16 protein-coding genes, 5 rRNA genes, 2 pseudogenes and 1 riboswitch (1 of these 24 running past the window's edge) are annotated in these 24,241 nt (G+C 40.9%); of the genes and pseudogenes, 1 reads left to right on the top strand and 22 read right to left on the bottom strand.

Going from position 1 to position 24,241, the window contains the following annotated elements; translation table 11 throughout:
* Positions 1-12: 12 nt before the first annotated feature.
* From QRY57_RS03360 to purE, 14 genes are all read right to left on the bottom strand, one after another.
* Positions 13-1,086, bottom strand: coding sequence for a hypothetical protein (locus QRY57_RS03360; RefSeq protein WP_286016649.1), 1,074 nt, complete (start codon positions 1,084-1,086; stop codon positions 13-15).
* Positions 1,087-1,208: 122 nt separating this feature from the next.
* Complete coding sequence (locus QRY57_RS03355) at positions 1,209-1,484, bottom strand: hypothetical protein (RefSeq protein WP_286016648.1); 276 nt, start codon at positions 1,482-1,484, stop codon at positions 1,209-1,211.
* Between the two features lie 64 nt (positions 1,485-1,548).
* Complete coding sequence (purD, locus tag QRY57_RS03350; protein WP_286016647.1) at positions 1,549-2,814, bottom strand: phosphoribosylamine--glycine ligase; 1,266 nt, start codon at positions 2,812-2,814, stop codon at positions 1,549-1,551.
* A 434-nt stretch (positions 2,815-3,248) separates the two neighbouring features.
* Complete coding sequence (purH, locus tag QRY57_RS03345; RefSeq protein WP_286016646.1) at positions 3,249-4,784, bottom strand: bifunctional phosphoribosylaminoimidazolecarboxamide formyltransferase/IMP cyclohydrolase; 1,536 nt, start codon at positions 4,782-4,784, stop codon at positions 3,249-3,251.
* A 24-nt stretch (positions 4,785-4,808) separates the two neighbouring features.
* The gene (gene purN / locus QRY57_RS03340) at positions 4,809-5,396 is read right to left on the bottom strand and encodes a phosphoribosylglycinamide formyltransferase (RefSeq protein ID WP_286016645.1); all 588 of its coding nucleotides are present in this window, start codon (positions 5,394-5,396) and stop codon (positions 4,809-4,811) included.
* Positions 5,393-6,433 carry a phosphoribosylformylglycinamidine cyclo-ligase gene (gene purM / locus QRY57_RS03335; protein WP_286016644.1) on the bottom strand — a complete coding sequence of 347 codons (1,041 nt, stop codon included), beginning with the start codon at positions 6,431-6,433 and terminating at the stop codon, positions 5,393-5,395. The genes purN and purM overlap by 4 nt, the downstream gene beginning before the upstream one ends.
* A gap of 114 nt (positions 6,434-6,547) precedes the next feature.
* Complete coding sequence (purF, locus tag QRY57_RS03330) at positions 6,548-7,963, bottom strand: amidophosphoribosyltransferase (RefSeq protein ID WP_286016643.1); 1,416 nt, start codon at positions 7,961-7,963, stop codon at positions 6,548-6,550.
* Positions 7,948-10,167, bottom strand: a complete 2,220-nt coding sequence (gene purL / locus QRY57_RS03325; RefSeq protein WP_286016642.1) for a phosphoribosylformylglycinamidine synthase II — start codon at positions 10,165-10,167, stop codon at positions 7,948-7,950. The genes purF and purL overlap by 16 nt, the downstream gene beginning before the upstream one ends.
* Entirely contained in the window at positions 10,151-10,834 is a 684-nt protein-coding gene (gene purQ / locus QRY57_RS03320) for a phosphoribosylformylglycinamidine synthase subunit PurQ (protein WP_026593305.1), read from the bottom strand. The genes purL and purQ overlap by 17 nt, the downstream gene beginning before the upstream one ends.
* Positions 10,831-11,085: a phosphoribosylformylglycinamidine synthase subunit PurS gene (purS, locus tag QRY57_RS03315; RefSeq protein WP_026593306.1), complete on the bottom strand. Its 255-nt coding sequence runs from the start codon at positions 11,083-11,085 to the stop codon at positions 10,831-10,833. Before purS ends, purQ begins: the two co-directional genes overlap by 4 nt.
* Positions 11,078-11,797, bottom strand: a complete 720-nt coding sequence (gene purC / locus QRY57_RS03310; protein ID WP_026593307.1) for a phosphoribosylaminoimidazolesuccinocarboxamide synthase — start codon at positions 11,795-11,797, stop codon at positions 11,078-11,080. The genes purS and purC overlap by 8 nt, the downstream gene beginning before the upstream one ends.
* Positions 11,798-11,891: 94 nt before the next feature.
* On the bottom strand, positions 11,892-13,193 hold the full coding sequence (gene purB, locus QRY57_RS03305) for an adenylosuccinate lyase (protein WP_286016641.1): 1,302 nt from the start codon (positions 13,191-13,193) through the stop codon (positions 11,892-11,894).
* Entirely contained in the window at positions 13,190-14,341 is a 1,152-nt protein-coding gene (purK, locus tag QRY57_RS03300; protein ID WP_286016640.1) for a 5-(carboxyamino)imidazole ribonucleotide synthase, read from the bottom strand. Before purK ends, purB begins: the two co-directional genes overlap by 4 nt.
* Positions 14,338-14,823, bottom strand: a complete 486-nt coding sequence (gene purE / locus QRY57_RS03295) for a 5-(carboxyamino)imidazole ribonucleotide mutase (protein ID WP_026593310.1) — start codon at positions 14,821-14,823, stop codon at positions 14,338-14,340. Before purE ends, purK begins: the two co-directional genes overlap by 4 nt.
* A gap of 110 nt (positions 14,824-14,933) precedes the next feature.
* A riboswitch (purine riboswitch) is annotated at positions 14,934-15,035 on the bottom strand.
* 400 nt (positions 15,036-15,435) lie between these two features.
* Here purE and QRY57_RS03290 point away from each other — a divergent pair.
* Positions 15,436-15,714, top strand: coding sequence for a hypothetical protein (locus tag QRY57_RS03290; protein ID WP_286016639.1), 279 nt, complete (start codon positions 15,436-15,438; stop codon positions 15,712-15,714).
* Positions 15,715-15,916: 202 nt separating this feature from the next.
* Here QRY57_RS03290 and rrf (QRY57_RS03285) read toward each other — a convergent pair.
* From rrf (QRY57_RS03285) to QRY57_RS03250, 8 genes and pseudogenes are all read right to left on the bottom strand, one after another.
* Positions 15,917-16,032, bottom strand: a 5S ribosomal RNA gene (gene rrf / locus QRY57_RS03285).
* Positions 16,033-16,082: 50 nt separating this feature from the next.
* A 23S ribosomal RNA gene (locus tag QRY57_RS03280) occupies positions 16,083-19,003 on the bottom strand.
* A gap of 145 nt (positions 19,004-19,148) precedes the next feature.
* Positions 19,149-20,699 (bottom strand): 16S ribosomal RNA (locus tag QRY57_RS03275).
* Together the 16S, 23S and 5S rRNA genes form the textbook arrangement of a ribosomal RNA operon.
* Positions 20,700-20,929: 230 nt before the next feature.
* Positions 20,930-21,823 (bottom strand): annotated as a pseudogene (tnpB, locus tag QRY57_RS03270) (IS200/IS605 family element RNA-guided endonuclease TnpB); the annotation flags it as partial.
* 381 nt (positions 21,824-22,204) lie between these two features.
* Positions 22,205-22,321, bottom strand: a pseudogene (locus tag QRY57_RS03265) (YhfC family glutamic-type intramembrane protease); the annotation flags it as partial.
* Between the two features lie 52 nt (positions 22,322-22,373).
* Positions 22,374-23,312 carry a DMT family transporter gene (locus tag QRY57_RS03260; RefSeq protein ID WP_286016638.1) on the bottom strand — a complete coding sequence of 313 codons (939 nt, stop codon included), beginning with the start codon at positions 23,310-23,312 and terminating at the stop codon, positions 22,374-22,376.
* 258 nt (positions 23,313-23,570) lie between these two features.
* Positions 23,571-23,686 (bottom strand): 5S ribosomal RNA (gene rrf / locus QRY57_RS03255).
* 50 nt (positions 23,687-23,736) lie between these two features.
* A 23S ribosomal RNA gene (locus tag QRY57_RS03250) occupies positions 23,737-24,241 on the bottom strand; it runs 2,416 nt beyond the window's last position.

Raw genomic sequence — 24,241 nt, 5'->3', positions numbered from 1 at the left:
CACGCCTTCCTCTTACTTTGGTGTACTATCCCTAGTAGCCCCCCACATTCCAAAAGTTGAATTCCATAGACCCGTTACATTGTCTCTCACCTGTTCAATAGCTTCTTTTTCTGTCATACCCCGTTTTAACCAATAACCTATCGTTTTTTCAGTAGCTGTAAAAGTTTTTAAAGTTTGGATTGTCTTTCCTGCTGTAGCTACACCTGGAATAACCCCTAAAAAATCGGCTGCTACCGCTGTACCATCTTTTTTATCTAGAAAATATAGTATACTATCAGCACCTAATGCTACTAATCCTGCCGCAGTAGAGCCTATTGCAAATGCACCAGCAGCTGGAGGGAACCATAAAGTCGCCACAGAAAGAAAGCCTAAGCCCGCTGCTGCGTATCCAGCATAAGTCGATACATCAGTTAATAGACCGTCTGGATCTGTCACATAATTAAAGAGCTTTTTCCCTTCATTTACGTAATGATTTATTACCATATTCCCCCCCATTCTTAAAGCATTTACTTTTATTTCAAAATCCCTTATGTAATGATTTTTTATTATATTTGTCATCGTATTCATCGTCTTAAAAGCATTTTCTACTTTGTTCATATAATAGTTTGTTGCTACAGTACATGCTGCTCCTACGAAATCGGCTCCTTTTTCAATAGAATCTTTGACATCGCTCACCTTATCCCCCATATAGTCACTAATTTCTTCTAATTTATCAGTTGCTTTATCTAAAAAATCTTCGGCTTTGTTCTTCAAACTTTCCCAAAATCCTTCTTCCTTCTTTTCCTTTGCATTCTGTTTCATCTCAGAAGTAACTTTTTCCGTTCCCTGATTGTCAACTTCTAAAAATTTATTCGCAATCTCTTCTAAAGAACGAGCTAATGTATGAGCAACTTGCATTGACACATTCATCTGTCTTCGTGCCTCATACCAATACTGATCTACAACTGACTTAGCCTTTACACTCCATGGAATCGATTGATAGTTACTGTCTAATTTTTGCTCTACATGTTTAACTTCCTCAGCATAATGAGTAAATTTTCTACTCAGTTGAAATAATTTTTCAGGACGTACATGAATTTGAGTCAATAGTTCCCCCTACCTTCCTCTCAATATTTAACATATATCTATTATAATATAATTGTAAATATTTTTACAATTATATCCAGGAAAGAGTTAGTAATCAATAATATTCCCTGTATCCGTTTATATCAATTGATTTTCTTTTTTCTCCAATGTTCTCCAAAGCTAATGATTCCACCTATAACTAAGAAAAAAGATAACACACCAAAAAAAGAAGCATTATATACGTATCCTATGAAACTTATAATGAGTAATAAAATTCCTCCATACAGTGAATTTGTTAAGGTCCATAGCGCACCGAATATTCTTCCTCTTTCCTTCTGCCATACATAGCCGGTAATTAATACTGCTGTAGGTATGATACAAATCATTACATATATAATTAAAATTCCCATCGCAAACATATAATCCTCCCTATCCAAAAATACAAAATAAAATCAAAAGAGCTAACATAATTTATGTTAGCTCTTAACAATCTACCTTTGCAACCGCACGATATCCGATATCACTTCGATAAAATAAACCGTCACTCTCAATTTTCTTAATTTCTTTATAAACGTTATCCTTCGCTTCTTGTAAATCCTTGCCTTTACAAGCTACAAATAAAACACGACCACCGTTTGTTACAAAATCTCCATGTTTCATAGCTGTGCCTGCATGAAAAACAATTGCATCTTCTAATGTATCTAATCCAGAAATCACAGCACCTTTTTCATATGCTTCTGGGTATCCTTTTGAAGCAAGTACTACACCAATAACTGCTTCCTCAGACCATTTAAGTGTTAGCTCTTTCCCATCTAATACGTAATTACATACGTCGACTAAATCACTCTCTAAACGTGGTAATACAACCTCTGTTTCTGGATCACCAAAACGAGCATTGAATTCAATTACTTTTGGTCCTTCGTTTGTTAAAATAAGCCCCGCGTATAAAATACCTGTAAATGAACGTCCTTCTTGAATCATCGCTTTAGCAGTTGGATGTAAAATTGTCTCAATTGCTTCGCTAACTGCTGATTCGGGAATTTGCGGTACTGGAGAATATGCACCCATTCCGCCTGTATTCGGTCCTTTATCACCGTCAAAAGCACGCTTATGATCTTGTGCAATTACCATTGGATAAACGGTTTTTCCATTTACAAATGCCATTAAAGAGAATTCCTGTCCATCTAAAAACTCTTCAATAACAACCTTTTTACTTGCTTCACCGAATTTTACATCCTGCAGCATTTCTTTTACAGCTTGCAATGCCTCTTCTAACGTCATTGCTACTGTTACACCTTTACCAGCTGCTAAACCATCCGCTTTAATAACAATAGGTGCACCAACTTTTTGAATATATGCTACCGCTTCCTCATAGTTTGTGAATGTTTCATATGCTGCGGTTGGAATATCATACTTTTTCATAAGCTCTTTTGTAAAAGCTTTGCTTCCTTCAATTACAGCAGCTGCTTTATTCGGACCAAAAACGCGAAGTCCCTCTGCTTCAAAACGATCAACAATTCCATTCATAAGAGGAATTTCTGGACCAACGAACGTTAAGCCTATATTATTTTCTTTCGCAAATAGAACAAGTGCGTCAAAGTCATTCTCATCAATATCAACTGGCATTGCCACATCTCTCATGCCTTCATTTCCCGGTGCTACATATACCTTTTCAACTTGCTCAGACTGTGCAAACTTCCAAGCTAAAGCATGCTCGCGCCCACCACGGCCGATTACTAAAACATTCATATGTTATCCTCCATTATTCAAATAAGTACAAAATAGGAGCAGTGCTCTTATTTTGTTTCTATTCGTTCCTGTTCAAAAAGAAGATTATCTTGATCGGACTTTTTGAACTCCCTCTAACAATAAAAATTTAAAAAGGAGGATCAAGAGAACCGAGCAGTTCAAGACGCTGCGGCCAGGAGGATACGGAGTGTAGCTTTTACTACATGAGTACCGGACTGGCAAAGCAACGAAGAAATGCGAAGGTTATCTTGACCGGGCTTTTTAAACTTCCTCTAACAATAAGGATTTAAAAAGGAGGATCAAGAGAACCGAGCAGTTCAAGGCGCTGCGGCCAGGAGGATACGGAGTGTAGCTTTTACTACATGAGTACCGGACTGGCAAAGCAACGAAGAAATGCGAAGGTTATCTTGACCGGACTTTTTAAACTTCCTCTATTAATGTTTGAAGTGACGTACGCCAGTGAACACCATAGCAATACCATATTCATCAGCTTTTTTAATAGAATCTTCATCACGAATCGATCCGCCTGGTTGAATGATTGCTGTAACACCTGCTTTAGCAGCCTCTTCTACTGTATCTGGCATTGGGAAAAATGCATCAGATGCTAAGGCGCTACCTTGTGCTTTGTCACCAGCTTGCGAGATTGCAATTTTCGCTGAACCAACGCGGTTCATTTGTCCTGCTCCCACTCCAATTGTCATATTATCTTTTGCTAAAACAATTGCATTTGATTTTACATGTTTGACAACTTTCCAAGCTAGTTTTAAATCGGCCCATTCTTGCTCTGTTGGTTCACGTTTTGTTGGAATTGTAATTGCATCTTCATTTAGCGCTAACGTATCTTCTTCTTGAACTAGAAGGCCACCCTGTACAGAAGTTAATTTTTTACTTGCACTTACTGCTTTTTCAATATTTACAGTTAAAAGGCGTAAGTTTTTCTTACTTTGCAACACTTCTAAAGCTTCTTGTGAGAAAGAAGGTGCGATAACAATCTCTAAGAAAATTTCATGTAATTTTTCAGCCGTAACTTTATCAATCTCACGGTTAGCTGCAATAATACCTCCGAAAATGGATACTGGATCCGCTTCGTAAGCACGTGTATATGCTTCATGAATATCAGTACCAACACCAACTCCGCATGGGTTCATATGTTTTACTGCTACCACTGCTGGTTCTGTAAATTCTTTCACGATGCTAAGCGCTGCATCCGCGTCATTGATATTGTTGTAAGATAGCTCTTTTCCATGTAACTGCTCTGCATATGCAACAGAAGAAGTTGCTGCAAATGGTGCTTTATAGAATGTTGCTTTTTGATGTGGGTTTTCACCGTAACGTAAATCTTGTTTTTTCTCGAATGTTACTGTTAATGTTTCTGGGCTTTCTTCTCCTATTTGTTCCGTTAAATAGTTAGAAATTAATGCATCATATGCCGCTGTATGACGGAATACTTTCGCTGCTAATTTACGTTTTGTTTCGTCTGTAACTTCGCCGTTTTCTTTTAGCTCGACTAGTACAACATCATAATCTATTGGGTCAACGATTACTGATACAAATTTATGATTCTTCGCAGCTGAACGAATCATTGTTGGACCACCGATATCAATATTTTCAATTGCATCAGCAAATGTCACATCAGGTTTAGCAACTGTTTCCTTAAATGGGTATAAGTTTACAACAACAAAGTCAATTGGCTGAATGCCTAATTCATTCATCTGCGTCACATGTGTTTCATTATCACGTACTGCAAGTAAACCACCATGAATGTTTGGATGTAATGTTTTCACACGCCCGTCCATAATTTCCGGGAAGCCAGTTACTTCAGAAATCCCAATTACTTGTAAGCCGTTTTCCTCTAATAATTTTTTCGTTCCACCTGTTGAAATAACTTCAATCCCTTGTTCAAGTAACCCTTTAACAAATTCTACAACACCTGTTTTATTTGAAACACTTACTAATGCACGCTTTTTCATTTATCCTTCACCCCTAGTTGAATGTTATTTAACGGCCTTCTCTTTCATAGATTGAACGATTTCGTTCACCGTAGCTACGTACAATCTATGTTCAACTTGCTGAATTTTCTTTTGTAAACTCTCTCTTGTATCCGCTTCGGAAACTTTTACTGCTTCTTGAGCAATAATAGGTCCTGTATCCATCCCAGCATCTACGTAGTGAATCGTCACTCCTGTTACTTTCACTCCTGCCTCTAACGCTTGACTGACAGCATCTTTCCCTGGAAAACTTGGTAATAATGACGGATGAATGTTAATGATTTTCCCGCCGTATGCTTCCAGTAATGTAGGACCAATCAAACGCATATATCCTGCTAAAATAACATAATCAATCTCGTATTCTCGCAATTTTTTTAATATCTCATTTTCAAATGCTTCTTTTGATTCATATGCTTTCGCCGAAAAAGCAAAGCACGGAACATGATGATAATGTGCCCGTCCAATAACACGCGCCTCAGGTTGATCACATACGAGCAAACTAATTTCAGCATGTAAGCTTTTTTCTTCCACTGCATTCATTAATGCTTGGAAGTTAGATCCGCTTCCAGAGGCAAAGACTGCCAATCTACTCATAGTCCTGTGCCTCCATTAAAAGTAACACTCGATCCCTTAATAGTTCGTCCAATAATATGTGCTTTTTCTCCTTGTTCTGCAAGAAGCTTGACAACAGCTTCTGCATCTTCTTCTTTTACCGCAACTACCATACCAATACCCATGTTAAAAATATTGAACATTTCTTTTTCTTCTAGTTTTCCAACCTCTTGAAGTAAGCTGAAAATCGGTTGAATTTGCCAAGAACCTAGTTCAATTTCTGCTCCGATTCCTTCCGGCAACATACGTGGAATATTTTCAATAAATCCTCCACCTGTAATATGTGCCATGCCATACACTTCATATTTCTTCAATAGTTCTAAAATAGGTTTGACATAAATTTTCGTTGGTTTTAATAATTCTTCACCAAGAGGTAGTTCTAGGCGACCATGTATACGATCTAAAGATAACTGTCCATCTTCTAACAACACTTTTCGTACTAAAGAATACCCGTTACTATGAATACCACTAGATGCTAAGCCAACTAATACATGACCTGCTTCAATAGAATTTCCTGTTACAATTTTCTTTTTATCAACAATACCAACAGTAAAACCAGCTAAGTCATACTCTTCAGTGGAATACATACCTGGCATCTCAGCTGTTTCTCCGCCAATTAACGCACAACCCGCTTGGCGACAACCCTCTGATATACCTTTGACGATGTTTTCAATTTTACTAGGTTCTGCTTTACCACAAGCAATGTAATCAAGGAAGAAAAGCGGCTCTGCTCCTTGGACAACAATATCATTTACACACATTGCTACTGCATCAATACCAATTGTGTCATGTTTATCCATCATGAAAGCGAGCATCAACTTTGTACCTACACCGTCTGTTCCAGATACTAATACAGGTTCTTCTAATGCAAATTTTGATAGATCAAACATACCCCCAAAACCGCCAAGACCGCCTAGTACTTCTTTTCTCATTGTTGTTTGTACATGTTTTTTCATGCGAGATACCGCTTCATATCCAGCTTCAATATCTACTCCTGCTTGCTTATATGCATTCGCCATCGTTTTTTACACCTCGTCTTTTAATTTCTCCCACCCAAGCGGGCACTCTCTATAGAGTATGTTTTAGGAAAAAGCTAGCTTCTACTTAAACTCAAGTAGAAGCTTCTCGCTTTTTTATTTCATACTTTCTAAAAGTTCTTGTTCATAATCATAAAGGGCTGTCGGATAATCCCCATTAAAGTACGCCATACATAAGCCGCCGTATTTCCCTTCATATGGACGACCAATCGCATCGACTAAGCCATCTTCACTTAAAAATGTTAAAGAATCTGCGCCGATGATTTGACGTATTTCTTCTATAGAATGGTTAGCTGCGATTAATTCTTTTCTCGTTTGAATATCAATGCCATAGAAACACGGATACTTAAGTGGTGGAGAAGCAATTCTCACATGCACTTCTGTCGCTCCTGCTTCACGAAGCATACGGACAATGCGTTTACTTGTTGTACCTCTTACGATAGAATCATCAATCATTACGACGCGCTTTCCTTCAACTACTCCTCGTACTGCCGAAAGCTTCATTTTTACCCCTTGTTCACGCAATTCTTGAGAAGGTTGGATAAAGGTACGACCAACATAACGGTTTTTAATTAATCCTAATTCATACGGAATGCCAGTTGCTTCTGCATAACCAATTGCCGCAGAAATACTAGAGTCCGGTACCCCTGTTACAACATCTGCTTCAATAGGAGCTTCCGCCGCTAAACGTTTCCCCATACTTTTACGCGCTGCATGAACATTGATGCCAGCAATATTGGAATCTGGGCGTGCAAAGTAAATGTATTCCATACTACAAATTGCATGTTCTACATCATTTGTAAAACGATCTACTTGGATACCTTCGTCATTAATAATAAGTAGTTCTCCAGGTTCAACATCTCGAATGTATGTTGCACCAACTACATCAAAAGCACATGTTTCAGATGCTACAACGTATGCATCTCCCATTTTTCCGATTGACAGTGGGCGAAATCCATTCGGGTCTAACGCAACAATCATTTCGTTACCTGTTAATAAAAGATATGCAAATGCACCTTTTACTTTGTTTAATGCATCTTTCACACTCTCAATTAATGAACCTTTTGTATTACGTTTAATTAAATGAAGTAGTACCTCTGTATCTGAACTCGTTTGAAAAATACTTCCTTCTGCCTCTAATTCACGGCGAAGCATCTTTGCATTAATTAAATTACCGTTGTGAGCTAATGCCATACTATGATCAGAAAAACGGAATAGTAGTGGTTGAACATTCGCTACCTCACTTCCGCCTGCCGTTGCATAGCGTACGTGACCAATTGCTGATTTTCCATTTAATCCTTCTAGCTCACCTCTTGAAAACACTTCCGATACTAGACCTAACCCCTTATGACCAACAATTTTCTCCCCATTATTTACAACAATGCCTGCGCCTTCTTGTCCACGGTGCTGTAAGCTGTGCAATCCGTAGTACGTAACTTGTGCTGCATTTTCATGCCCCCAAATTCCGAAAACGCCACATTCTTCATTTAACCCCTTTATTTCAGCAAGCATGGGATTGCCCCTTTCCAAGCCTTTCTCATTTCATCAACATTTGCTGTAAGTAATACTTCATTTTCTTCATTACGAATTGTTACTTCATTTGTATTTGTGACTTCCCCAACTTGAATTGCTTCTACTGCTTTCTCGAATGCTTCTTGCTTTTCACGTTTTACTGTTACAACAAAGCGTGATTGTGATTCCGCGAATAACGCCGCTGTTGCTTCTCCAGCTAATTTCACAGTAGCACCTAATCCTTTAGCTCCAATTGCACTTTCAGCAATTGCGACTGCTAATCCGCCTTCTGCAACATCATGTGCAGATTGAACAAGTCCTGCTTGAATTGCTTCTAGTAATTGCTTTTGGCGTTTAGATTCTACTTCTAGATCGATGCTTGGTGATTGACCAAAGATTTTGCCGTATACCATCTTTTGCAATTCACTTCCGCCAAACTCAGCTTTCGTTTCTCCAATTACATAAACTAGATCCCCAGCTTGCTTAAATTCTTGTGTCGTTACATGTTTTAAATCATGAACAAGACCTACCATACCAACAGTCGGTGTTGGATATACAGCTTCACCGCTACGTTCGTTGTACATTGATACGTTTCCGCCAATAACTGGAGTTTGTAGTGTACGACAAGCTTCACTCATACCATCTACCGATTTCTCGATTTGCCAGAAAATCTCTGGTTTTTCTGGGTTACCAAAGTTTAAGCAATCTGTAATTGCCAGCGGTTCTCCACCTGAACATACGATGTTACGTGCTGCTTCTGCTACTGCAATTTTACCGCCCATTTCAGGATCTAAATAAATGTAGCGAGAATTACAATCTGTTGTCATTGCTAATGCTTTTTCTGTCCCGCGCACACGTACAACGGCTGCGTCTGATCCTGGTGTAACAACCGTGCTTGTGCGTACTTGATAATCATATTGATCATATACCCACTCTTTACTTGCAATCGTTGGTTGTTGTAATAGAGCTAGCAATGTTTCTTTATAATTATCTAATTTCGGTGTTTCCATCTTCATTTCTTGGAACTCTTTAAAATACGCTGCTTCTTTTGAAGGCTTATGATAAATTGGTGCTTCTTCTGCTAGTGCATCTGCTGGTACTTCCGCTACCATTTCACCTTTATGGAATAAGCGAAGCATTTTATCTTCCGTTACTTTTCCCATCGTAACTGCCGCAAGTCCGTACTTTTCAAACAACTCTACAATCTCTTGCTCTCTACCTTTTTTCACAACAATTAACATACGTTCTTGTGATTCAGATAACATCATTTCATATGGCGTCATACCTGTTTCACGTTGTGGTACATCATCTAAGTACATTTCAATACCCATTCCTGCTTTACTTGCCATCTCTGCAGAAGATGATGTTAATCCTGCAGCTCCCATATCCTGAATTCCAACAAGAGCATCAGATTGAATAAGCTCTAAGCATGCTTCAATAAGAAGTTTCTCCATAAATGGATCCCCTACTTGTACCGCTGGACGTTTCGCTTCTGAACTCTCAGATAATTCTTCTGATGCGAAAGTTGCACCGTGAATACCGTCACGTCCTGTTGAAGCACCTACGTACATAACTGTATTACCAGCACCATGTGCTTGCCCTTTTTTAATATCTTCATGATTAATTAAACCAACGCACATTGCATTTACAAGTGGGTTTCCTTCATAACATGAATCAAACTGTACTTCTCCGCCAACAGTTGGAATCCCGATGCAGTTACCATATCCTGCAATCCCTGCAACTACTTCTTCAAATAAATATTTCACACGTGGTGATTGTAGTTCACCGAAGCGAAGAGAGTTTAATAACGCTACTGGACGTGCTCCCATAGAGAATACGTCGCGAATAATACCACCAACACCCGTTGCCGCACCTTGATATGGCTCAATTGCAGAAGGATGGTTATGACTTTCCATTTTAAATACAACGGCTTGATTATCACCAATATCTACAATCCCTGCACCTTCACCAGGTCCTTGTAATACGCGCTCTCCTGTTGTTGGGAACTTGCGAAGAACAGGTTTTGAGTTTTTATAACTACAATGCTCTGACCACATAACAGAGAATAGTCCCGTTTCTGTGTAGTTCGGCAAACGTCCTAAAATCTTTTCAACCATGGCAAACTCTTCGTCTGTTAGCCCCATTTCCGCATATATACGTTCTTCTTTAATTTGTGTTGGATTTGGTTCAAGCATTAACGACATATGTTTCCCTCCAATGTTTCAAAATAGATTGAAAGACTTTTAAACCTTCAGCGCCGCCAAGAAGTTCATCCACAGCACGCTCTGGGTGCGGCATCATGCCAAGTACATTTCCCTTTTCATTTACAATACCTGCAATATCTGAAACGCTTCCGTTTGGATTGTCTACATAACGGAATGCAATTTGATTCTTTTCTTCTAATTCTTTAAGAGTTGCTTCATCACAGTAGTAATTCCCTTCACCATGTGCGATTGGAATATTGATTACTGCACCTTTTTCATATTGCGATGTAAACATCGTTTCGTTATTTTCAACACGTAATCCCACTGTACGGCACATAAACTTTAGGTTTTTATTTCGCATTAATGCACCTGGTAGCAGCCCTGATTCAACCAATATTTGGAATCCGTTACATACACCTAGAATTGGCTTTCCTTGTTCAGCTGCTTTTTGCACAGCTTTCATTGCATTTGCAAAGCGAGAAATGGCACCGCAGCGAAGGTAATCACCGTAAGAGAAACCTCCTGGTAAAAGAATTGCATCATATTCATCTAAATTCTCTGCATCATGCCAAACGTAGTCTACCTCTTCGCCAAGCTCATCTTTAATTGCATGAAACATATCAACATCACAGTTCGAACCTGGAAAAACGATTACGGCAAATTTCACTGTGCGACAACCTCCTCAACTTCGTAACGGAAATCTTCCATTACAACGTTCGCTAATAGTTTCTCACACATTTCTTTTACCTTTGTATCCAGATCAGTCACTGATTTATCAATTGTTAACTCCATATATTTACCGATGCGAACATCTTGCACTTCTGTGAATGAAAGACTGTGAAGAGCACCTTTCACTGCTGTTCCTTGTGGATCTAATACGCTCTCTCTTAATGTTACATATACCTTAACTTTATACATGTGAAGCTCCCCCTAAACGTTTTAAAATTTCTTCATATGCCTCTGTTAAATCGCCAAGATCACGGCGGAATACATCTTTATCAAATTTTTCATTGCTCGCTTCATCCCATAAGCGGCAAGTATCTGGTGAAATCTCATCTGCTAATACGATTTCGCCTTCTTCTGTTAGTCCAAACTCTAGTTTAAAATCTACTAATCTTACACGACAGCTTGCGAAGTGCTCAATCAATATTTGATTGATTTGTAGAGCCTTTTCTCGTAATGTACTTACTTGCTCTGGCGTTGCAACGTTTAACACACGAATATGATCTTCTGTTACAAGCGGATCTCCTAAATCATCATCTTTGTAGTACAATTCTACGATTGGTGCTGCAAGTGCAGTTCCTTCTTCCATTCCTAAGCGTTTTGAAAGACTTCCCGCGATTACGTTTCTTGTGACAACCTCTAATGGAATAATACTTACCTTTTTCACAAGTTGTTCTGTATCTGACAACTTCTCAACAAAATGTGTTTTAATTCCCACTTCTTGTAACTTTCTGAATAAAAGAGTTGTAATCTCATTGTTCAGACGACCTTTTCCTGTAATTGTCGCTTTTTTCTCCCCATTGAAAGCAGTAGCACTATCTTTGTACTCTACCCAAACCATATCTGCTGCTTCTGTACGATAAATTCTTTTTGCCTTACCCTCATACAGCAATTCTAGCTTTTGCATTTCGCAAGCCCCCTGTAGTTTGAAAAATATGAATAATATGTTTATAAAAAATGGCACAGAATGATTCTATTCTGTGCCATATAAAATTTTCAAATTAGTTCAATCCAAGACGTTCAAAGATTGTATCAACATGTTGCATATGATGTTCATAATTGAAACATTCGTTGATTTCTTCTTGTGTTAATTTGCTTGTAATACGCTCATCTGCTTCTACAAGCTCTTTAAATTGTACTTGTGTCTCCCAAGCTTCCATCGCTTTAGGCTGTACGATATCATAAGCTTCTTCACGTACCATACCTTTGTCGATTAGCGTAAGCATTACGCGCTGAGAGTAAATTAAACCGTATGTTCTTTGCATATTGCGCTTCATGTTTTCTGGGAATACCGTTAAGTTTTTCACGATATTACCAAAGCGGTTTAACATGTAGTTTAATGCGATTGTTGCATCTGGTAAGATAACTCGTTCTGCAGAAGAGTGAGAAATATCACGCTCGTGCCATAATGGAACGTTTTCGTAAGCAGTTAGCATGTAACCACGAATTAAGCGGGCCAAACCAGTCATATTTTCAGATCCGATTGGATTACGTTTATGCGGCATTGCAGAAGATCCTTTTTGTCCTTTGGCGAAAGCCTCTTCTACTTCACGTGTTTCACTCTTTTGTAGGCCACGAATTTCAACCGCAATCTTTTCGATAGATGTTGCAATTAATGCAAGTGTTGACATGTAATGTGCATGGCGATCACGTTGCAATGTTTGTGTTGAAATTGGTGCTGCTTCTAATCCTAAGTTCTCACAAACGAAGTTTTCTACGAATGGATCAATGTTCGCGTATGTACCAACTGCACCAGATAATTTACCAACGCGAACTGTATCAGCTGCTTGTTTGAAGCGCTCTAAGTTACGTTTCATTTCTTCATACCACAGACCAAGTTTTAAACCAAATGTAGTTGGTTCTGCATGAACACCGTGTGTTCTTCCCATCATAACTGTGTATTTATGCTCTTTTGCCTTGTTAGCTAAGATAGTAATGAAGTTTTCTAAGTCTTTTAATAAGATTTCGTTTGCTTGTTTTAAGATATAAGATAACGCTGTATCAACTACGTCTGTAGATGTTAAGCCGTAGTGTACCCATTTACGTTCTTCACCTAGTGCTGGTGTTTCTGATACTGCACGAGTGAAAGCAACTACATCATGGCGTGTCTCTTTCTCAATCTCATAAATACGGTCAATATCAAATGATGCATTCTCACGAAGTTTTTTTACATCTTCTTTTGGAATATCACCAAGTTCAGCCCATGCCTCACAAGCTAAAATTTCAACTTCTAACCATGCTTTAAATTTGTTTTCTTCCGTCCAAATCGCACCCATCTCAGGGCGTGTATAACGACTAATCATCTTTTTCCCTCCAAAAGTTGTTCTTGATGGTCCCAAATATGCAAACTCTGCGCTTTTTCTAAAGCAACTTCAATATTTTCATTTAAAATATTTACATGCCCCATTTTGCGCTGCGCTTTTGCTTCTTCTTTTCCATACAAGTGTAAATAGCACCCGGTAAATCTATTCACTTGTCTTAGGACCCCTTCTATATGTTCGCCTAAAATGTTTACCATGACAACTGGTTTTAACAAATTTGTTTCTCCTAGAGGTAAATTACAGATTGCTCGAATATGTTGCCCAAATTGACTCGTTTCACATGCATCAATTGTATAGTGTCCTGAATTGTGAGGTCTTGGTGCTAATTCATTAATATAAATCTCACCATCTGCTGTAGCAAACATCTCTACCGCTAGTGTTCCCACAAGCTGAAGTTCATCCGCCAGTACCTGTGCGTATTCAATTCCTTTTTGTGAAAGTTCGTCTGTAATACGAGCTGGTACAATAGATTCATGTAAGATGTTATTCACGTGAATATTTTCAGCTACTGGAAATACCTTCGTTTCACCACTGACACTGCGAGTTACAATAACTGATATTTCTTTTTCAAATGGCACCCATTTCTCAAGAATACATTCAGCTTGATTTACAAGTTCAGTTGCTCTCGCAACATCCGCTTCGCTTCTTAAAACAACTTGTCCTTTTCCGTCATATCCCCCTGTTGTTGTCTTTAACACACAAGGAAAGGAAAGTTCCGTAATTGCTTCTAAAAGTTCGTCTTGCCTCTGCACAAGTCTATATGGTGCTACTGGTAAGCCAACACTCACGATTGCATTCTTTTCTGTAAAACGATTTTGCGTTTTATTTAACAACTGGCTGCCTTGTGGTAAATACGCATGTTTTTCAAGCCATTGTAAACATCTATAATCAATATTCTCAAATTCATATGTCACAACATCGCTTATTTCTGCTAAATGTTGAATCGCTTTCAAATCATCATATGCTGCCACAATTTCAATATCAGCAACTTGTGCACATGATGAATGTTTTGTTGGATCTAAAACAGCAATTTTATACCCCATTTCCTTCGCTGCTATCGCCATCATTCTTCCTAGCTGGCCACCGCCAATAATTCCAATTGTTTTTCCTGGTAAAATGATTTTTGTCATATCAACTCACTGCCTTCACGCACATTTTTCTCAATTGCTTCTCGTCTCAGTTCTAATGCATCATGTATGTCATCATGAAATGATCCAAGGATTTGTGCTGCAAGTAGTCCCGCGTTTGTTGAACCAGCCTTGCCAATCGCAACAGTGGCAACTGGAACCCCTCCTGGCATTTGAACGATAGACAGTAATGAATCTAAACCATTTAACGCTTTTGATTGAACAGGAACGCCGATTACAGGAAGATTTGTCTTCGCTGCAACCATCCCTGGTAAGTGAGCGGCTCCTCCAGCTCCAGCAATAATAACTTTTAATCCACGTTCACGAGCAGTTTCTGCATATTCAAACATATAATCTGGAGTCCGATGAGCGGATACAACTTTCTTCTCATACGGAATATTTAATTCATCTAAAATGTCACAAGCATATTTCATTGTTTCCCAGTCTGACGTGCTTCCCATTATGACTCCAACTAGTGATTTCATATTAGAATCCCCCCGATTCAAATAAAAAAAGCCTGACATAGAACATTTTCTCTTTTACTATGAGAGAAAGCGCTCTACTCAGGCATACGTATCCCTTGTGAATAGAAAAATACCGAGTGACTTTCCCTCATAGTCTAACGAATAACGGTCGTTAGGTAGAGACTTGCAGGCCATATCCCCGCGATTATATGAGGTGCGATATAATATTGTTTCTATGGTTATATTAACAATATTTCATGAACAATGTCAACAAATAATCGAATGTTTTTTTGTTCGCAATTGATAACGTTCGTGTTTTAGTTATATTCAAAAGAAGAAGTGAAAATATATACATGTATGAAAGGAAATTAGGATAAGAATACAAAGCGTAACTACATGAGGATCTAGTGGTATAGCGATACAATACTTTAGCCATCATTTAAGTGAATTTTAATTATCTAAAGTTATAGCGCATTACAATAACCGTTATTTTGTCAAATCTATATTACTTTATAATCTTAACATATGAAAAAGTGATCAAATCAAGGTGTAAATAATTACGTTTTTGTATATTTAAGTAAATCCTATGATACTATTACTATAAGCTCATACTCATTTATAGGTGGATTGATTATGCAGAAACTTACTAAGTTGTCATATTTATTTCTTTTTATCGCAGTAACTGCTGCAGTTATTGAATCCTCTTTTATAACATCTCATTTCTTCTACTATCATTACTTCAAACCTATACTGCTTATTGAAATAATTAGTCCCATTATCGGAATTATTCTAAGTTCGTTCGGAAAGCCTGGGAAACGAAAACAAATTGCTATTATTTTAAACAGCCTCTTCTTTCTTATTTTTTCATTCTTAGCATTGCTAAATTTATGGATTATTTCATTCGGTAAATAAAGTGAAACTTTAATTAGTGGGGTTTTCTTCATCCTCACTGATTATTATCCCTCACCAATCGGGCTTTTACGGGCAGTTAGTTGATCCCCCCCGCCCATCTTTCTCGTTTCTCTCTGAATCTTGAGATAAGGGGCTTACTACCCGTAAATAGCGGAATAAAAATATACACAAAAAAACCTAAGTCGAAATGACTTAGGTTTTTGCTTGGCGACGTCCTACTCTCACAGGGACAAGGTCCCAACTACCATCGGCGCTAGAGAGCTTAACTTCCGTGTTCGGTATGGGAACGGGTGTGACCTCTCTGCCATCATCACCAAACTATTGAAGGCATATTCCTTCAAAACTAGATAACATTTGCTTCATATTATATGGTTAAGTCCTCGATCTATTAGTATTCGTCAGCTCCACATGTCACCATGCTTCCACCTCGAACCTATCAACCTGATCATCTTTCAGGGATCTTACTAGCTTACGCTATGGGAAATCTCATCTTGAGGGGGGCTTCATGCTTAGATGCTTTCAGCACTTATCCCTTCCGCACATAGCTACCCAGCTATGCCCTTGGCAGAACAACTGGTACACCAGCGGTGCGTCCATCCCGGTCCTCTCGTACTAAGGACAGCTCCTCTCAAATTTCCTACGCCCACGACGGATAGGGACCGAACTGTCTCACGACGTTCTGAACCCAGCTCGCGTACCGCTTTAATGGGCGAACAGCCCAACCCTTGGGACCGACTACAGCCCCAGGATGCGATGAGCCGACATCGAGGTGCCAAACCTCCCCGTCGATGTGGACTCTTGGGGGAGATAAGCCTGTTATCCCCGGGGTAGCTTTTATCCGTTGAGCGATGGCCCTTCCATGCGGAACCACCGGATCACTAAGCCCGACTTTCGTCCCTGCTCGACTTGTAGGTCTCGCAGTCAAGCTCCCTTATGCCTTTGCACTCTACGAATGATTTCCAACCATTCTGAGGGAACCTTTGGGCGCCTCCGTTACACTTTAGGAGGCGACCGCCCCAGTCAAACTGCCCACCTGACACTGTCTCCCGGGTCGATAAGACCCGTAGGTTAGAATTTCAATACAGCCAGGGCGGTATCCCACCAGCGCCTCCACCGAAGCTAGCGCTCCGGCTTCAAAGGCTCCCGCCTATCCTGTACAAGCTGTACCAAAATTCAATATCAGGCTACAGTAAAGCTCCACGGGGTCTTTCCGTCCTGTCGCGGGTAACCTGCATCTTCACAGGTACTATAATTTCACCGAGTCTCTGGTTGAGACAGTGCCCAAATCGTTACACCTTTCGTGCGGGTCGGAACTTACCCGACAAGGAATTTCGCTACCTTAGGACCGTTATAGTTACGGCCGCCGTTTACTGGGGCTTCAGTTCAGAGCTTCGCTTGCGCTAACCCCTCTCCTTAACCTTCCAGCACCGGGCAGGTGTCAGCCCCTATACTTCGCCTTACGGCTTCGCAGAGACCTGTGTTTTTGCTAAACAGTCGCTTGGGCCTATTCACTGCGGCTTTCCGTTAAGAAAGCACCCCTTCTCCCGAAGTTACGGGGTCATTTTGCCGAGTTCCTTAACCAGAGTTCTCTCGCTCACCTTAGGATTCTCTCCTCGCCTACCTGTGTCGGTTTGCGGTACAGGCACCTTTTATCTCGCTAGAAGCTTTTCTTGGCAGCGGGGAATCAAAGACTTCGCTCCATAAGGAGCTTCCCCATCACAGCTCAGCCTTCACGATAAGCGGATTTGCCTACTTATCAGCCTAACTGCTTGGACGTGCACAACCAATCGCACGCTTCTTCTATCCTTCTGCGTCCCTCCATTGCTCAAACGATAAAGAGGTGGTACAGGAATATCAACCTGTTGTCCATCGCCTACGCCTGTCGGCCTCGGCTTAGGTCCTGACTAACCCTGAGCGGACGAGCCTTCCTCAGGAAACCTTAGGCATTCGGTGGACGGGATTCTCACCCGTCTTTCGCTACTCATACCGGCATTCTCACTTCTAAGCACTCCACCAGTCCTTCCGGTCTGACTTCACTGTCCTTAGAACGCTCCCCTACCACTGATACGTAAGTATCAATCCGCAGCTTCGGTGGTGTATTTAGCCCCGGTACATTTTCGGCGCAGAGTCACTCGACTAGTGAGCTATTACGCACTCTTTAAATGGTGGCTGCTTCTAAGCCAACATCCTAGTTGTCTAAGCAACTCCACATCCTTTTCCACTTAATACACACTTTGGGACCTTAGCTGGCGGTCTGGGCTGTTTCCCTTTTGACTACGGATCTTATCACTCGCAGTCTGACTCCCAAGGATAAGTCATTGGCATTCGGAGTTTGACTGAATTCGGTAATCCGATGAGGACCCCTAGTCCAATCAGTGCTCTACCTCCAAGACTCTAACACTTGAGGCTAGCCCTAAAGCTATTTCGGGGAGAACCAGCTATCTCCAGGTTCGATTGGAATTTCTCCGCTACCCACACCTCATCCCCGCACTTTTCAACGTGCGTGGGTTCGGGCCTCCATTCAGTGTTACCTGAACTTCACCCTGGACATGGGTAGATCACCTGGTTTCGGGTCTACGACCACGTACTAAACGCCCTATTCAGACTCGCTTTCGCTACGGCTCCGCCTCTTCAGCTTAACCTCGCACGGGATCGTAACTCGCCGGTTCATTCTACAAAAGGCACGCCATCACCCGTTAACGGGCTCTGACTATTTGTAGGCACACGGTTTCAGGATCTCTTTCACTCCCCTTCCGGGGTGCTTTTCACCTTTCCCTCACGGTACTGGTTCACTATCGATCACTAGGGAGTATTTAGCCTTGGGAGATGGTCCTCCCGGATTCCGACGGAATTTCACGTGTTCCGCCGTACTCAGGATACATTCAAGAGAGAACGAAGTTTCGACTACGGGGTTGTTACCCTCTGTGACGAGCCTTTCCAGACTGCTTCGTCTACCTCGTTCCTTTGTAACTCCGTATAGAATGTCCTACAACCCCAAGAGGCAAGCCTCTTGGTTTGGGCTAGATTCCGTTTCGCTCGCCGCTACTCAGGAAATCGCATTTGCTTTCTCTTCCTCCAGGTACTTAGATGTTTCAGTTCCCTGGGTCTGTCTTCCTTACCCTATGTATTCAGATAAGGATACCATACCATTACGTATGGTGGGTTTCCCCATTCGGAAATCTTCGGATCAAAGCTTACTTACAGCTCCCCGAAGCATATCGGCGTTAGTCCCGTCCTTCATCGACTCCTAGTGTCAAGGCATCCACCGTGCGCCCTTTCTAACTTAACCAAACTAAAATTAAAAAATATGAGCTACACTGTTATCTAGTTTTCAAAGAACATACATTTATTTCTGAGAGATAGTTCTCTCAAAACTGAACAAAACGAAACACGGAAACTTATATTGATGAACAGCGTTCATCAATTCTCCATAGAAAGGAGGTGATCCAGCCGCACCTTCCGATACGGCTACCTTGTTACGACTTCACCCCAATCATCTGTCCCACCTTAGGCGGCTGGCTCCAAAAGGTTACCCCACCGACTTCGGGTGTTACAAACTCTCGTGGTGTGACGGGCGGTGTGTACAAGGCCCGGGAACGTATTCACCGCGGCATGCTGATCCGCGATTACTAGCGATTCCAGCTTCATGTAGGCGAGTTGCAGCCTACAATCCGAACTGAGAACGGTTTTATGAGATTAGCTCCACCTCGCGGTCTTGCAGCTCTTTGTACCGTCCATTGTAGCACGTGTGTAGCCCAGGTCATAAGGGGCATGATGATTTGACGTCATCCCCACCTTCCTCCGGTTTGTCACCGGCAGTCACCTTAGAGTGCCCAACTTAATGATGGCAACTAAGATCAAGGGTTGCGCTCGTTGCGGGACTTAACCCAACATCTCACGACACGAGCTGACGACAACCATGCACCACCTGTCACTCTGCCCCCGAAGGGGAAGCCCTATCTCTAGGGTTGTCAGAGGATGTCAAGACCTGGTAAGGTTCTTCGCGTTGCTTCGAATTAAACCACATGCTCCACCGCTTGTGCGGGCCCCCGTCAATTCCTTTGAGTTTCAGCCTTGCGGCCGTACTCCCCAGGCGGAGTGCTTAATGCGTTAACTTCAGCACTAAAGGGCGGAAACCCTCTAACACTTAGCACTCATCGTTTACGGCGTGGACTACCAGGGTATCTAATCCTGTTTGCTCCCCACGCTTTCGCGCCTCAGTGTCAGTTACAGACCAGAAAGTCGCCTTCGCCACTGGTGTTCCTCCATATCTCTACGCATTTCACCGCTACACATGGAATTCCACTTTCCTCTTCTGCACTCAAGTCTCCCAGTTTCCAATGACCCTCCACGGTTGAGCCGTGGGCTTTCACATCAGACTTAAGAAACCACCTGCGCGCGCTTTACGCCCAATAATTCCGGATAACGCTTGCCACCTACGTATTACCGCGGCTGCTGGCACGTAGTTAGCCGTGGCTTTCTGGTTAGGTACCGTCAAGGTGCCAGCTTATTCAACTAGCACTTGTTCTTCCCTAACAACAGAGTTTTACGACCCGAAAGCCTTCATCACTCACGCGGCGTTGCTCCGTCAGACTTTCGTCCATTGCGGAAGATTCCCTACTGCTGCCTCCCGTAGGAGTCTGGGCCGTGTCTCAGTCCCAGTGTGGCCGATCACCCTCTCAGGTCGGCTACGCATCGTTGCCTTGGTGAGCCGTTACCTCACCAACTAGCTAATGCGACGCGGGTCCATCCATAAGTGACAGCCGAAGCCGCCTTTCAATTTCGCGCCATGCAGCGCAAAATGTTATCCGGTATTAGCCCCGGTTTCCCGGAGTTATCCCAGTCTTATGGGCAGGTTACCCACGTGTTACTCACCCGTCCGCCGCTAACTTCATAAGAGCAAGCTCTTAATCCATTCGCTCGACTTGCATGTATTAGGCACGCCGCCAGCGTTCATCCTGAGCCAGGATCAAACTCTCCAATAAAGTTAGTTTGTCTAGCATCTAAAATAAAAATTGACGTTTCACGTTGTTTGTTTCGTTCAGTTTTCAAAGAACTCGTTTGTCGCTTATTTGCGACTTCCTTATGTTAACATTTCTTCATTTCAATGTCAACTAAGTTTTTTATTTCGTTTGTCGCGTTTTGCGTTGTTGCTATCGGCGACTCGTATAATATTACACTTCTATATAGTAATAGTCAATGGCTTTTATTAAATAAAATTAATTATCGCTCTGAATTGTGACCAAGATACTTCTTGAATCGCTTTCGCGAGCTTGTGATCCTGTAACATATTGGATACTTGCAAATCTTCTATCCCAATCACATCGTTGTTTTTGATGATCATCGTAGATAGTTTTTGTAAGTAATTAGTTCTTGCATTTGTGATTCGTTCATGTATACGAGCCACTTTGATTCGCCGTTTATGCCAGTTCGCTCCACCTTTTGTACGATGAGACAAAATGCGCTGGGCATGAGCGAGCTTCTTCTCTAATATCCGAAACCATTTCGGATTACCAAATACTTCTCCCGTTGAAAGAATCGCAACGTTTTTCATGCCAACATCCACACCAACAGCGGAACCTGTCTTTGGCAATTCTTGCACTTCTACTTCGGCAAGAATCGAGACAAAATATCTTCCACTTGGATTCCTTCTGACAGTAGCGCTCAAAATACGTCCTTCTACCTCACGACTTTTGGTAAACGTGACAAGGCCCAGTTTCGGTAACTTTATTTTATTCCCTACTATCGCGATGTTCCCATTTGTGTGCTTCGTTGTATAGGATTGGACTTTATTGTTTTTTGACTTAAACCGAGGTGCTTTGTTTTATTTGTTGAAGAATCGTGAATACGAGTCAGCGAGGTTGTGAAGAGAAGATTGAAGAGCCGTGCTGTCCACTTCTTTGAGCCATACAAATTCTTTTTTGAGGGCAGGTAGTTGCGAAGAACAAGTGCCATAGGTGAATCCTTTCCCTGTTTCTTTATATCTATCATTCCATTTTGCTAAAAAATAATTGAATACAAAACGAGAACACCCCATTGTTTTTGCGATACGTATTTTTTGTTCTGCATTAGGATAGATCCGGAACTTATACGCTTTATGGACAAGCACCACTTTCCACCCCACTTTCTATTTTAGTTTTTCTACATGCTTTTTTCACGATATGCATGAGAACGATATCGGAATATACTCAAAAATACTTCTCTCGTATCATTTCTTCTTTTTTGTCGAAATTCCTCTGCCATCATTCAAAAATGTATACATATGGAAAGACTTTTATAATGGAACAATTCCTTATATGTAAGAATACTTCTTCCGGCATCAGTTCCCTTCTATAGGAATGAACAAATTCCGATGCCTCATACTGACTCTTCCGCAAGGAGAACCGTTAGACTTTTATCTAACCGTCATTCATCTCCCACCTACTCATTGGACCATGTCCTACCCATTCCTTGAGGTGGGAGTTTTCTGTCGGGAAATGATAAATAGCCTTGCTCCGAATAAAAATTCAGACTGCCAATCACGTTGTTTCATAAAAAAGCGCATTGCAATAAAGCGAGTAACCTCTTCAAAAAAACCTGCTGATAGACCGATAACTATAGCAAATAAAAAGAGGATGTCGCATTCACTGAATCACACATCCTCTTTTTACATTTCTGTATTAATATGTTTTATACTTTTTATATTCCTTAGTTCTTCGATCTACAGATTTTATTAGAACGCGTAGCTTTTCTTGATCGGCCCATATAACTCCACATAAAACTAGCACCCCACCTATTAAAGTTTTCCATGTTAAGGATTCATTTAATAAACTAATCGAAGCAATAATACTTATAAGTGGTAGAGCATTTAAATATAACCCACTTACTGATGCCGCAACTCTTTCTAATGCCTTATTCCAAAACCAATAAGATAGGATTGTTGCACAAACAACAAGATACGTAAAACTAAGCCCAGCCTTCCATGTATCTATTTGAGGTAAACCATTGTAAAAAGTTTCAATAATCGCAAAGGGGAATAGAATAATTGCCCCTATGATTAATGTTAATGTTGTAAACACTTCATTTGATAGATTCTTTTCTTGTTTTGGCGTTTTTAATAATATTGTATAAAAGGCAAATAAAAAAGTACTTAATAAAATAAGCATATCTCCAACTAGAGAAGCACTTTGATTATTGTTACCAGATGGAATAGTAATACATATTACTCCAATAAAACCTAATATAATCCCAATCCAATAGTTTAACTGAATCTTTTCTTTTAAAAATAACGCCGAAAAGATTATCGTAACTAACGGTAAAGCAGCATCAATAATACTAACATGCAATCCACTCGTTAAAGAAATTCCATATGAGGTAAACATAAAGTATCCTGCCACACCAGTAAAAGATAATACGCTTATCCGTTTCCACGGAACATCCCCATTAATAATATTTTTTCGTAACTGCTGAAAAGAAAACAATAAACATATCCCACCAGCAAAGCAAAGACGAAGAAATAATAAGGTGAATGGTTGAATGGACTCTAACGCCCATTTTGTTGGAGCAATCGCTACTCCCCATAGTATAATCGCTATCAGTAACATACTTATCTCTTTCATAAATCTCCACACCCATTCAAAAAGATATATTATGTATTTTTCCCCTGTTGAATATGTTTGTAACTTCAATTCCCAATAAGCTATAAAGAAAACACTAATCCCTTTTCATACATATTGTTTCATTAAGGTATATTTTCTCTTCAATAGTATAACTGATTTATTCCGTATTATTTTCTCAATTGATAAGACATCTAGTAAAACTTACAATAGTATGTAAAAACACAAAAAAGACGAGTCATTCTGACTCGTCTTAAGGTTGCTTGGCGACGTCCTACTCTCACAGGGACAAGGTCCCAACTACCATCGGCGCTAGAGAGCTTAACTTCCGTGTTCGGTATGGGAACGGGTGTGACCTCTCTGCCATCATCACCAAACTATTGAAGGCATATTCCTTCAAAACTAGATAACATTTGCTTCATATTATATGGTTAAGTCCTCGATCTATTAGTATTCGTCAGCTCCACATGTCACCATGCTTCCACCTCGAACCTATCAACCTGATCATCTTTCAGGGATCTTACTAGCTTACGCTATGGGAAATCTCATCTTGAGGGGGGCTTCATGCTTAGATGCTTTCAGCACTTATCCCTTCCGCACATAGCTACCCAGCTATGCCCTTGGCAGAACAACTGGTACACCAGCGGTGCGTCCATCCCGGTCCTCTCGTACTAAGGACAGCTCCTCTCAAATTTCCTACGCCCACGACGGATAGGGACCGAACTGTCTCACGACGTTCTGAACCCAGCTCGCGTACCGCTTTAATGGGCGAACAGCCCAACCCTTGGGACCGACTACAGCCCCAGGATGCGATGAGCCGACATCGAGGTGCCAAACCTCCCCGTCGATGTGGACTCTTGGGGGAGATAAGCCTGTTATCCCCGGGGTAGCTTTTATCCGTTGAGCGATGGCCCTTCCATGCGGAACCACCG

The organism is Bacillus arachidis, from assembly GCF_030285945.1.
GTDB lineage: Bacteria > Bacillota > Bacilli > Bacillales > Bacillaceae_G > Bacillus_A > Bacillus_A arachidis.
Note: the sequence above shows the minus strand (reverse complement) of the source record. Positions and strands in the feature narration are given on the sequence as shown.